Annotated in this window: 11 protein-coding genes; 5 read left to right on the plus strand and 6 right to left on the minus strand. The window is 40.5% G+C overall.

From position 1 onward, the window contains the following. Positions 1-65 precede the first annotated feature (65 nt). Complete coding sequence (locus COJ96_RS16390; protein WP_098574883.1) at positions 66-257, plus strand: YqzH family protein; 192 nt, start codon at positions 66-68, stop codon at positions 255-257. A 53-nt stretch (positions 258-310) separates the two neighbouring features. Here COJ96_RS16390 and COJ96_RS16395 read toward each other — a convergent pair whose 3' ends face one another. Together COJ96_RS16395 and COJ96_RS16400 are read right to left on the minus strand one after the other, a co-directional pair. Next, the gene (locus COJ96_RS16395; protein WP_098574884.1) at positions 311-1,108 is read right to left on the minus strand and encodes an SDR family NAD(P)-dependent oxidoreductase; all 798 of its coding nucleotides are present in this window, start codon (positions 1,106-1,108) and stop codon (positions 311-313) included. A gap of 28 nt (positions 1,109-1,136) precedes the next feature. Further along, positions 1,137-2,099 (minus strand): MBL fold metallo-hydrolase, encoded by a 963-nt coding sequence (locus COJ96_RS16400; protein ID WP_098574885.1) that lies wholly within the window; start codon positions 2,097-2,099, stop codon positions 1,137-1,139. A gap of 483 nt (positions 2,100-2,582) precedes the next feature. Between COJ96_RS16400 and proC the strand changes: the two genes are divergently transcribed. From proC to namA, 3 genes are all read left to right on the plus strand, one after another. Next, complete coding sequence (proC, locus tag COJ96_RS16405; RefSeq protein WP_098574886.1) at positions 2,583-3,428, plus strand: pyrroline-5-carboxylate reductase; 846 nt, start codon at positions 2,583-2,585, stop codon at positions 3,426-3,428. Between the two features lie 146 nt (positions 3,429-3,574). After that, on the plus strand, positions 3,575-4,714 hold the full coding sequence (locus COJ96_RS16410; protein WP_098574887.1) for a glycosyltransferase family 2 protein: 1,140 nt from the start codon (positions 3,575-3,577) through the stop codon (positions 4,712-4,714). Between the two features lie 82 nt (positions 4,715-4,796). Then, complete coding sequence (namA, locus tag COJ96_RS16415) at positions 4,797-5,816, plus strand: NADPH dehydrogenase NamA (RefSeq protein WP_098574888.1); 1,020 nt, start codon at positions 4,797-4,799, stop codon at positions 5,814-5,816. Positions 5,817-5,868: 52 nt separating this feature from the next. Here the strand turns inward: namA and rnz are convergent, their stop codons facing one another. Beyond that, positions 5,869-6,792, minus strand: coding sequence for a ribonuclease Z (gene rnz, locus COJ96_RS16420; protein ID WP_098574932.1), 924 nt, complete (start codon positions 6,790-6,792; stop codon positions 5,869-5,871). Between the two features lie 283 nt (positions 6,793-7,075). On the opposite strand from rnz, the gene zwf reads away from it, so the two are divergent. Further along, on the plus strand, positions 7,076-8,545 hold the full coding sequence (zwf, locus tag COJ96_RS16425) for a glucose-6-phosphate dehydrogenase (protein WP_098574933.1): 1,470 nt from the start codon (positions 7,076-7,078) through the stop codon (positions 8,543-8,545). A 48-nt stretch (positions 8,546-8,593) separates the two neighbouring features. Here zwf and COJ96_RS16430 read toward each other — a convergent pair whose 3' ends face one another. The 3 genes from COJ96_RS16430 to COJ96_RS16440 all read right to left on the minus strand — a co-directional run bounded on the left by COJ96_RS16430 (position 8,594) and on the right by COJ96_RS16440 (position 12,765). Next, the gene (locus COJ96_RS16430; RefSeq protein ID WP_098574889.1) at positions 8,594-9,871 is read right to left on the minus strand and encodes a DNA polymerase IV; all 1,278 of its coding nucleotides are present in this window, start codon (positions 9,869-9,871) and stop codon (positions 8,594-8,596) included. Positions 9,872-9,950: 79 nt separating this feature from the next. Beyond that, positions 9,951-11,072, minus strand: coding sequence for a tripeptidase T (locus COJ96_RS16435; protein WP_098574890.1), 1,122 nt, complete (start codon positions 11,070-11,072; stop codon positions 9,951-9,953). A 142-nt stretch (positions 11,073-11,214) separates the two neighbouring features. After that, the gene (locus tag COJ96_RS16440) at positions 11,215-12,765 is read right to left on the minus strand and encodes an acyl-CoA carboxylase subunit beta (RefSeq protein ID WP_098574891.1); all 1,551 of its coding nucleotides are present in this window, start codon (positions 12,763-12,765) and stop codon (positions 11,215-11,217) included.

A 12,765-nucleotide genomic window follows, 5' to 3' on the forward strand; every position in this document is an offset into this window, starting at 1 on the left:
TTCGGCATTTATTCATTTATGGAAACTGGATAAAAAATAGTATAATGTGAGTGAGGTGCATGTTTATGGATAAAAAACTAGTCGCGAAGATGATTAAAAATTGTTTTAAACAATATTACGAAGCGGACTCCATGCCTATTGGTGAAAAGGATTTGGAGATGCTCACAAAGCGAATTATCCAATTAAAAGAGGACGAACCAACTGCAGACTTATACGAGGTCATCAATGATACAGTGTATGAATTTTTAACAGGCTAATTATGCCATCAAAACAAAAAAAGCCCCTGATGAGAGGCTTTCTACTTCATTGTTTATTTCTGATTAAAAGCCCGTCTGCCAATCCGTTCAAACAGTCGGGGGAAGAGTACGTACACAACGCTCCCCATATTCATCCAACGCGGCAAATTAATCTCCCTTGTTTTCGTCAGCATACTGTCAATGACCTTCTCGGCGACATACTCGGGCTTGAGCATAAATCTCTGCACATTTTTAACATAGGTGCCTTTTTCGTCAGCAATATTAAAAAAATTGGTAGCGATTGGACCAGGATTCACAGAGGTTACAAGTACATTAACATCTGCTAATTCCATCCGCAATGAGTTGGTGTAACCAAGAACCGCATGCTTTGAGGCCGAGTAGACACTTGATTTGGGTGTGGCAATTTTCCCAGCTTGAGAGGCAATATTAATAATATGGCCAAAACGCCTTTCACGCATTTTCGGCAGCACCATGCTTGTGCAGGCCATCAGCCCAACCACATTGACATCAAACATGCCTTTAATTTCATCCAATGTCGCCAGATGGGCTTCACGGAAGACTCCAAAGCCGGCATTATTAACAAGGATATCAATATCCCCGATTGTATCGAAAATCCGTTGAAAAACCTTCTTTACCTCAGCTGTTTCCGACACATCCAACTGATAAACAGCAACTTTAACGGGATGCTTTTGCTGGAGGTCCATTCGCAATTGCTCGAGCTTACTAATACTTCGTGCTAATAGCACAAGATTGGCCCCGCTAGAAGCACAAAGTTTAGCGATTTCTGCTCCGATACCTCCTGATGCACCAGTAATCACGATATTTTTACCTTTTAATTGTTCCCTAACCATTTCTACACCTCATCTGAGTTGATTCCAACTAAATTTTAGCCTGAAAAAGAACAGGATTCGTCCCCTTACTACTAATCTCCCCAATAGATGATAAATAGTCAAGTTGTGCGACGGTTTCGGAAATGGTCAGCATCAGTTCGCGCTGGTAAACCGACGGAAACAAGCGTTTACAGATTTCAAATACGGTCATCTCTTCTTCTTTTAACCAGCTATGAACCGTCATGGCCCGCTCGTGCTGCCGCACCAATCGTTTATCAACCAACTCTGCTAACTTATAAACTTCCTCCCCATGCCCTGTGTAGACACATTGAATGGGATACGAAAGCAGCTTCTTCATTGAGTCATTATGCTGCAGCTGTGGCTTCGGTCTCTCTGTTTCCCCAGGGGCTGGCGGCTCTAGCAATGGGTTGGGTGAGATATGTGCTAAAATTAAATCTCCGCCAATTAAAATTCCATCCTTTTCCCGGTAGAGGGCAATATGGCTTTGGGCATGCCCCGGTGTTTCAATGACCTGCCATTCATTAAGCCCAGGAGGTCTCATTCCCTCAACAAGATGGCCAGTCAATGAGCGGTTGCAAGAATATTTCAATGTTTTTCTTAAATCTGAAAGCAAAGGAAAGTATTCTTCAGGCAGACCGAATTCTAGAAAATACACACGAAAAAATTCTTCTTGCTCTTGAAAAAAAGCTTCAGTGGGATGAATCCATCGTTCATTCAGTTGATGACCATATACTTCTAAGGTGTCTGGAAAGTAATCAAGCATACCAACATGATCAGGGTGATGATGCGTTAGAATCACCTGCTCGATATCACCAGGACTTAAGCCTAAATCCTCTAATTGCTCCTTAAACGACAACCAGGACTCTTCCGTTTTCACTCCCGCGTCAACAAGTGTTAAGCGCTCGTCTTTAATCAAATAAACATTGACATCCCCAACCGCAAAAGGAGTCGGCACCGTAATTTTTGCTATTCCGTCTTTCCATTTTGTCATTCCTAAAACCCCTTATCATTATTTTTGAATAAAGAATCCAATGGTATAAATACGAACATTATGTGACATTTATTATATATACTAAAGTGTAGCGACTTTTTAACCAATTGTCATTATTTCTGCATAATTTTTTAGAAAAAATAAAAAATTCGCTAAATTTATCTATTGACAGATAGGTTGTTTATCTTGCATAATCTAGTAAAAATTTGATTCGCTAAAGCGATGAATAAGGCCAGTAAATGAGAAATGGCGAAAGAGAGTGAAGTTCGATGGCTGAAAGACTTCACCGCCCTCTTAATCATTGAACCTACCTTAGGAGCACTTAGGAAAACCTAACGCACATCCGGCGTTATCGGAGTCGAGTGAACCCTTCTTGAAATTTAAGCAAGGGTAAATGAAGGTGGTACCACGGAAGCGAAACCTTTCGTCCTTTATGGATGAAGGGTTTTTTTATGTTTTCGGTAAAATAAAGGAGGAATAAACATGAAAAAAATCGCAATTATTGGCGCAGGATCGATGGCTGAAGCATTCATTTCTGGAATTCTTGAAAATGGTTTTATTGATAAAAAAAATATTTGGATCACAAACAATTCTAATCAAGAAAGATTAGCAACATTAGAAACACGTTATGGAATTCGAACGACTTATAATTTGAATGAACTGTTTGATCAAACAGACATTGTGATGTTAGCCATGAAACCAAAAGACGTCGCGACTGCTATTCAATCGATTCGTGAACACTTAACTGAGGAGATGCTTGTCGTCTCTGTCTTAGCAGGTGTATCCATGGATACCATTGAAACATTGGCAAGAATCCCACTTGCGATTGTAAGGTCCATGCCAAATACCTCGGCAGCGGTTGGAAAATCAGCCACTGCTGTTGCCGTGAATCATCGTGTTACCGATTCTCAGTTAGAAACAACTAAAACCTTATTTGGAACCGTCGGCATGGCTTCCGTTGTGGAAGAAGAACAATTAGATGCCGTAACTGGACTTTCCGGCAGCGGCCCTGCCTATATTTATTATCTAATTGAAGCAATGGAGAAAAGTGCCGTTGAAGTTGGTCTTGAAAAAGATATGGCCAGTGAATTGATTGTACAAACACTGCTTGGTGCAGCAGAAATGGTCAAAAACTCAAGTAAATCTTCTACCCAGTTGCGTAAAGATGTAACAAGCCCTGGAGGAACAACAGAAGCTGGGATTCGAGTGCTTGAGGAACACGGGGTACAAGAGGCCTTCATTTCATGTATCAAAGCAGCAACGGCCCAATCTAAAAAAATGGGAACTGAATTAAGTTCTAAGCTTCAAACTGCCGACCAACCTTCCTAAATTGGATTTTTGCCTTTATTACATTAAACTAATAAGAAAAGCGCAAGCGCCCTGGTCAGCGGCGTATGGCCTGGAGCTAGACAGTAATCTAAGTTCAAAACTTATACTTTCTTATTAGAAAAGAAAAGGCTAGGGAAGTGTCATGCATGCTAACGATTTTATTTTCATTAGGAATTCTAGTCTGGATTATCTTTCTTATAGACGGAATGATTGGGCTGCGAAAAATAGATCCATTAGAAAAAGAGGAAGACTTAGCGCAAGGAGCATTGTTGACTGTAGTAGTTGCTGCCCGTAATGAGGAAAAGCAGATTGCTGCAAGCATCCTCAGCCAGTTAGAGCAAACCTACAAAAATGTGGAATGGATTCTCGTCAATGATCGGTCCACTGATGCCACAGGTACTATTATGGAAGAATTAACAAAAAGAGACCCACGCATAAGGGTTATCCATATTGAGAAATTACCTAAGGGCTGGCTTGGGAAGAATAACGCCTTGTACACTGGTGCATGTCATGCTTCAGGTAGATGGCTATTGTTTACAGATGCCGACATACATTTTGAAAAACAAGCATTCGCAAAAGCGCTCCATTATTTTGAAAGAAATAAATTGGATCACCTAACTGCAGCGCCAAACTTAAGCGCTAAACGGTTTTGGTTAAAATCATTTGTTGCCTTTTTCCTGTTTGGCTTTTCATATTTCAAACGCCCGTGGTTAGCTAACAACCCCAAATCAAAGATTGGAACAGGAATCGGCGCATTTAATCTTGTTTTAAAAGAATCTTATGAGTCATTCGGAACACATGAAAGAATAAAAATGCGCCCGGATGATGACTTACAGCTTGGGATGAAGATGAAAAAGGCTGGTTATCGACAAAGAATCATAACTGCATTACATTTAATCGAAGTAGAATGGTATGGAAGTTTAAAGGAGGCCTTCATCGGGCTAGAAAAGAATACATTTGCCGGATTACACTACCGAATCAGTATGGTAATTTTTGCAATCCTCGGTGTATTTATCACCAACGTTCTGCCCTTTTTGATGATTTTTTCCGGGAACAAGACTGTTGCCCTATTATCCATCGGAAATATAATAATAAGTGGAATACTTTATGTAATGGTCATAAAAAAACTAACCTTATTCTCTCCGCTCATGTTTTTGGTTTTGCCAATCACTGCCTTACTATTTATTTATTCAATTATCCGGGCAAGCCTTCTAACCTTTAAGCGCGGCGGGATTGTTTGGAGGGGAACCACCTATCGGTTAAGCGAACTCCGAGAGAAAGAATAGAAACTGTTTTTTTTCAATAAAACATTCCTTTTGTTATACTAAAAAGGAATGTTTATTATTTAATTTTATGGAGGCTTCTAAAATGGCAGTAAAACTATTTTCCCCCTATACCATAAAGGATGTCACATTTAAAAATCGAGTTGTCATGGCACCCATGTGCATGTATTCGAGCCATAACGAAGATGGACATATACAAAACTGGCATCGCACTCACTATACAAGCAGGGCAGTTGGCCAGGTTGGGCTGATTATTGTTGAAGCAACATCGGTAGCACCTCAAGGGAGAATTACACCTCGTGATTTAGGTATCTGGAGTGATAAGCATGTAGAGGGCTTCACTGAGCTTGTAAGTCTAATGAAAGAGCATGGAGCCAAAACAGGCATTCAACTCGCCCATGCTGGCAGAAAAGCAGTGTTAGAAGGTGAAATTCTTGCTCCATCTGCATTAGCTTTTAATGAGAAAATGAAAACGCCAAAGGAAATGTCCAAAACAGATATCGAAGAAACAATCGAAGCATTTAAAAAAGGCGCAGAGCGTGCTGCAAAAGCTGGTTTCGATGTAATCGAAATCCATGGTGCTCATGGATATCTTATCAACGAATTCCTTTCGCCGCTATCCAATAAAAGAACTGACGAATACGGGGGATCAGCACAGAACCGCTACAGATTCCTCCGCGATGTGATTGATGCCGTAAAAACCGTTTGGGATGGTCCATTATTTGTGAGAGTTTCCGCACATGATTACCACGAAGAAGGATTGTCTCCAAATGATTACATACATTATAGTCAATGGATGAAAGAACAAGGTGTCGATTTAATCGATGTAAGTTCTGGTGCGCTTGTCCCTGCCCATATTGACGTATATCCCGGATACCAAGTAAGATACTCGGAAACCATTAAGAATGGTGCCAGCATTCCCACCGGTGCGGTAGGATTAATCACTACGGGGATTCAAGCGGAGGAAATCTTACAAAATGAAAGAGCCGATTTAGTCTTTTTAGCTCGTGAATTGCTTCGTGATCCGTATTGGCCGAGGACTGCAGCGAAGGAGCTTGGTGTAAATATTGAAGGACCAAAACAATACGAACGCGGCTGGATTTGAACCATTTAAATCAAACGCACTTACCTATAACTTAGGTAAGTGCGTTTTTATATTATTTAAGTGGCAGCTTTATTTCTTTAAAATCCTCAGCAATATCCGTATTCGGAAATACTTCTTTCGCCTCATCTACTAACTCTTGCCATGCATTGCGGTCATAACGAGAGCTTATGTGTGTAAGACACAACAATTTACTATGGGCCTTCTTTGCAACATCTGCAGCCTGATGTGTGGTTGAATGAAAATAGTCATGGGCCAGCTTTTCTTCATGAGCAGAAAAAGTCGCTTCATGTACCAAAAGATCGGCATTTATAGCCAATGAAATTGCATTTTCACAGTAGCGGGTATCCCCTAAAATCGTCACAACTCTCCCCTTCTGTTCAGGACCAAGAAACTCAGTTGGATCAATCGTTCTGCCATCATCAAGAGTTACAGCTTCACCATTTTTAATTTTTCTAAAGATTGGCCCCGGCTGGACCCCTGCTTCTTTCAATTTATCAGCAAGTAATGTTCCAGGCCTGTCCTTTTCTACTATCCGATACCCATAGGAAGGTATACCGTGGTCTAGCCGGCGGGATTCCACTAAAAACTGCTCATCCTCAAAAATAATTCCCTCTTCAATTTCAATGACAACTAAAGGATATTTCAAATAAGTCTGGCTTATTGATAGACTGACATGAATATAGTCTTTTATCCCTTTGGGGCCATAAACGGTTACCTCTGATTCCCCTCCTTGAAAAGAGCGGCTCGATAATAATCCTGGCAGCCCGTAGATATGATCACCATGAAGATGTGTAATAAAGATTTTTTCTATTCGCCGTGGTTTTATGGGAGTATGCAAAATTTGATGCTGGGTAGCCTCACCGGCATCGAATAACCAAACCGCCCCCCGCTCCTCAAGCAATTTCAGTGCAATGGACGTGACATTGCGGAGTTTTGCCGGCATTCCAGCCCCTGTTCCTAGGAAAAAAATATCCACAATCATAAACTCCTCTCAAATTCCGTTCCTTGGTTTCCAATATTGATAATATAGCACAAAAAAATATTATTTTCTCCTCCATGGGCAGCTAGTAATTAGTGAATATCAGGGATTATTTTGTGAAAAATAAAAAAAATTGTCAAATTGCGTTGTATTATTTTTGCGAAGTCTAGTCGAATGAGATAAAATCAAACAATATAAACATAAGAGCAATATACATTTTTACATAAACAGAAAAGAGGTATTTACTTTGGAGCAAACTGGAAACATGACTTCATTAATTATGATTTTTGGTGCGACTGGTGATTTAGCAAAAAGGAAGTTGTTTCCTTCCCTTTACCGGTTATATGAGAAAGGAAAATTAACTAAATTTGCGGTGATTGGGGTTGCAAGAAGATCGCTATCCAATGATGAATTTCAGCATTCAGTCAAAGACTCGGTCATCTCAGCCTTAGGAAATAAAGATAAGATTGATGATTTTATCTCGCATTTTTACTATCAATCGCATGATGTTAGTGATTCCAACTCTTACGCTTTGTTAAAAAATTTAGCGGATGAGATTGATGAAAACTATCAATTAGAAGGCAATCGTATCTTTTACCTTGCAATGGCTCCTGAATTTTTCGGAACGATTGCTTTACACTTAAAATCAGACAAACTTACAGAGGTAAAGGGCTATAAACGCCTTGTCATTGAGAAACCATTTGGACATGACTTAGAATCTGCCATCGAGTTAAATAGACAAATTAGAAGTGCATTTAAAGAAAAAGAAGTCTATCGTATCGATCATTATTTAGGAAAAGAAATGGTGAGGAATATAGAAGTAATACGATTCGCCAATGCTATATTTGAACCGCTTTGGAATAACCGTTATATTTCAAACATCCAAATTACCTCAAGTGAGATACTCGGGGTTGAAGAACGGGGACGCTATTATGAAACAAGCGGAGCCCTTAGAGATATGCTTCAAAACCACATGATGCAAATGGTAGCCTTGCTTGCGATGGAACCTCCAATCAACCTCTCTACCGATGAAATTCGTTCCGAAAAAGTTCGTGTGTTTCGTGCACTTCGATCGGTTGAAGGAGAAGAGGTTAATAATTATTTTGTCCGCGGCCAATACGGCGAGGGTACGATTGAGGATGTTCCAGTTCCTGCCTACCGTGATGAAACGATGGTGGACAAAGAATCGAATACAGAAACTTTTGTTGCCGGTAAAATCATGATTGATAATTTCCGCTGGGCTGGTGTTCCGTTCTACATTCGGACAGGAAAAAGAATGTCAACAAAATCAACCAAAATTGTGGTTCAATTCAAAGATATTCCAATGAATTTATATTATCAAACGGAAAAAATGTTAAATCCAAATCTACTAGTGATTCATATTCAACCTGAAGAAGGAATTACGTTGCATCTAAACGCTAAGAAAGCTGGCGGACACTTAGATGCACAGGAGGTAAAACTTAGCTTTGCCAACACCGGCATCCATGCGATGAACACGCCTGAAGGCTATGAAAAGCTTCTTTACGATTGCATGCGGGGCGATGCCACGAATTTTACGCATTGGGATGAAGTTGCCTATTCTTGGAGTTTTGTGGATAAAATTTCCGCAGTCTGGGAAAATAACAAGGCTGACAACTTTCCAAATTATCAATCTGGAACCATGGGACCAAAAAAGGCGGATGAGCTTTTAGAAAAAGACGGCTTCTTCTGGTGGCCGGTAACAGATTTAGAAGTAGATATTTGTAAATAAGAAATTCAAAAAGCACTACTTTTGTTATGAAAGCAAAAGTGGTGCTTTTTAGTCTGGGTCATTATTTTTTTTGGGAAGAGTTTGGAGAAAGTCTTTATTAAAGCTCGTTCCAGTACCGATATTATCCGAGGAAGGGGCTTGATGTTCCCCCGCATTTTCAATGATTTTTTTTCCGTATTTTTCACGAAGACTAGATAGAGTATTTAGTAAAGGCTCTTTTTTGGCATCCTTTTCATAAGAAAATAAATCTAGCTGTTTAAAGGCTCGGGTATGCTCCACTAAATCGGTGCCTGTGATTCCTAACAGTCGAACAGCATCGCCATTCCAAGCTTTCAGGAAAATCTGCTGAGCAAATGAAGATATCTCATCTTTATGATTAATAGGGTTCGGAAGTTTTTTACTTCTAGTAATCGTTCTTCGATCCTTATATCGGATGGTGATTCCAAGCGTTCCTGCAAGGACCTTCTTTCGCTTCAGTCTAACGGAAACCGTTTCAGCTAATGATGTTAATACACGAAGTAGTTCCTGTTGATTACTAACATCCCGAGGAAGGGTTGTTGAATTTCCAATGCTCTTAAATTCCTCAATTGATTCCGGATCAACTGGGCGATGATCAATCCCATTGGCTCTTTCTTTTAATCGAATTCCATTAATCCCAAGCAGTGTTTTCAGTTGAATCTCATTTCCATTTGCTAACTCACCAATGGTATGAATCCCAATTGTTTGTAATTTTTCCGCTGTCTTTTTTCCGACGCCATGCATTTCGTTTGTGTTCAACGGCCAAAGATCTATGGGAATATCACGTTTTCGAAGAATGGTAATCCCCATTGGCTTTTTCATATCGGATGCGGTTTTCGCTAAAAATTTATTAGGTGCTATCCCTATACTGCAAGGAATATCTAATTGTTCCAATATCCTTTTTTGAATACTTTCAGCGATTTCAATTGGACTCCCCTTTTCAAAGCTTTCTGTAATATCTAAGTATCCTTCATCAATCGAAACAGGTTCAACAATTTCCGTATAATGTCTGAGAATTTCAAACATAGCAATAGAAACTGCACGATAGCGCTCAAAATTCGGTTTCATGACGATTAACTGGGGACATAGCTTTCTCGCTTCCCAAAGCGCCATCGTTGTTTTGACACCGAATTTTCTTGCCTCGTAATTGCAGGTGACAATGATTCCTCTGCGTTCCTCGACATTACCAGCGATTGCAAGTGGTTTCCCCTTCAGATTAGGGTCATAGGCCATTTCAACGGATGCATAAAAGCTATTCATATCTACATGTAAAATAACTCTTCCGTTTTTCGGGTACATTTCCTTCATGCTCGCACTTCCTTAACTCACTTTTTCTTCTCTTAGTATATCAAAAAGGAGAACCGCGGTTAGGTTCTCCTCCATAAGATTATTGATTTGCCACTTCATCGATTATAGCAAGTGTCATTTCTGCCAGCTTATACAATTCTTCCACTGGCATGCGTTCATTGGTTGTATGAATTTCTTCATAGCCAACAGCTAGATTGACAGTTGGAATATTAAAGCCAGCAAATACGTTGGCATCACTGCCGCCCCCGCTATGCTGAAGCTCACAACTACGGCCGATTTTTGCAGCAGCCTTACGAGCCACTTCGACAACATGATCGCCTTCGCCAAACTTAAATCCTGGATACATGACTTCCACATTAACCTCAGCTCTGCCGCCCATTTCTGCTGCCACTGTTTCAAATGCTTCCTTCATTTTGCTTACCTGCGCTTGCATTTTTTCAGGAATCAGAGAACGGGCCTCAGCTAAAATATCCACACGGTCACAAACGATATTGGTTGCTTGACCACCCTCAAAGCGTCCAATGTTAGCCGTTGTTTCGTGATCGATTCTTCCTAACGGCATCCTCGCAATCGATTTTGCTGCAATCGTAATCGCGGAAACACCTTTTTCAGGTGCAACACCTGCATGAGCTGTTTTTCCGTAAATAATGGTTTTAACCTTTGCTTGTGTTGGAGCAGCTACAACTACATTACCAACTAGGCCATCGCTATCCAATGCGTAACCGAATTTTGCTTTCATCAGTGAGGAATCAAGTGCTTTTGCACCGACAAGACCTGACTCTTCCCCAACAGTAATCACGAATTGAATTAGACCATGCGGGATGTTTTGTTCTTTTAACTGACGGATGGTTTCAAGCATAACAGAAATTCCAGTTTTATCATCGGCACCTAAGATTGTTGTGCCATCCGTAACCACATAGCCGTCTTTTATAGAAGGCTTTACACCTTTAGCTGGTGTAACAGTATCCATATGGCAAGTAAAATAAATCGGGTCAACGCCCTCTTTAGTTGCCGCTAGCGTACAAACCAGATTGCCTGCACCATGCCCTGTCACCGCAGTCGTATCATCTTCAAACACTTCAAGACCAAGTTCTGTAAATTTTTGTTTTAACACCTTGGCAATTTCGGTTTCAAATTTTGTTTCTGAGTCAATTTGCACAAGTTCTAAAAACTCATTCAATAGACGTTCCTGATTAACCATTATATTGAACCTCCAATTATGTACTCATTGTCCAGCTCTAAGCGCCAATGTCGCTTTTGCTTTTCCTATTTTAGTATACCTTTTAATAAAAGTATCATCAAATGATAGAGAGCACATCCAAAAAGGTTAAAAGAGAGGTTAATTACAGCGGGATGTTCCCATGTTTTTTGTATGGCCTTGACTCTTTTTTGGTTCTAAGCATTTCTAAGCCTTGGACAATTTTCATTCTAGTTTCGCGTGGGTCAATCACATCATCGACCATTCCTCTGCTCGCTGCCACATAGGGATTGGCAAACTTTTCACGGTATTCATCAATTTTCTGCTGTCTTGTCAGTTCTGGATTCTCACTATTGTTAATTTCCTTCGCAAAAATAATATTAGCGGCTCCTTGAGGTCCCATAACTGCAATTTCAGCATTAGGCCAGGCAAATACCAAATCAGCACCAATTGATTTACTGTTTAACGCAACATAGGCACCGCCATAAGCTTTTCTTAAGATCACTGTTAACTTCGGAACGGTCGCCTCGGAATAAGCAAATAAGATTTTTGCCCCATGGCGAATGATTCCACCGTGTTCCTGCTTGACTCCAGGGAAGAAGCCTGTCACATCCTCAAAAGTGATGATTGGGATATTAAAAGAATCACAGGTTCTGATAAATCGCGCCGCTTTATCAGAAGAATCGATATCCAGGCCGCCAGCCATCACCTTTGGCTGATTACAAACAAGACCTACAGATTCACCTTTAATTCGCGCAAATCCAACCACGATATTTCTAGCAAAATCCTTTTGAACTTCCATGAAACTGCTCTCGTCAACCACCTGCTCGATGACATTGCGGACATCATACGGACGAACCGTATCAAATGGAATAACATCCATTAAATCCGGACGATAATCTTCGTCATCCTTTACCTCAAACCTAGGAGCCTTCTCTTCATTATTCTGCGGAAGATAGCTTAACAGCCTGCGGACGTTTTGTAACACCACTTCTTCTGAATCAGCCTGAAAATGGGCATTTCCACTAATGGAGCTATGGACATTCGCCCCACCCAATTCTTCTGCTGAAATCTTCTCACCTGTCACTGTTTCAATGACTTTAGGTCCAGTAATAAACATTTGACTCGACTTTTCCACCATAAATACAAAATCAGTAATCGCTGGTGAATAGACAGCACCGCCCGCACATGGACCCATAATTACCGAGATTTGCGGAATGACACCGGAATAAATTGCATTTCGGTAAAAAATATGTCCATACCCATCTAATGAGACAACGCCTTCCTGAATGCGTGCCCCGCCGGAATCATTTAAACCGACAAAAGGGGCTCCATTTTTCGCTGCTAAATCCATGACATTAGCAATCTTCTTGGCATGCATTTCCCCTAATGCTCCGCCAAAAACAGTAAAATCTTGGGAAAAAAGATAAATAGGCCGACCATTTACTTTTCCGTAACCAGTCACCACTCCGTCCCCTGGCCCCTTTTGCTCATCTAGACCAAAATCATTTGTACGGTGCTCAATGAAAGGATTTAGTTCAAAAAATGTGCCTTTGTCTACTAAAAGATCGATTCTCTCCCTAGCAGTCAATTTGCCTTTTTGATGCTGTTTCTCAATTCTCTCATCGCCGCCGCCCAACTCAACCTCACGACGTTTATCATACAACTCATTTATTTTTTCATAGATGTCTATCAT

The organism is Bacillus sp. AFS073361, assembly GCF_002567005.1.
Lineage (GTDB): Bacteria > Bacillota > Bacilli > Bacillales > Cytobacillaceae > Neobacillus.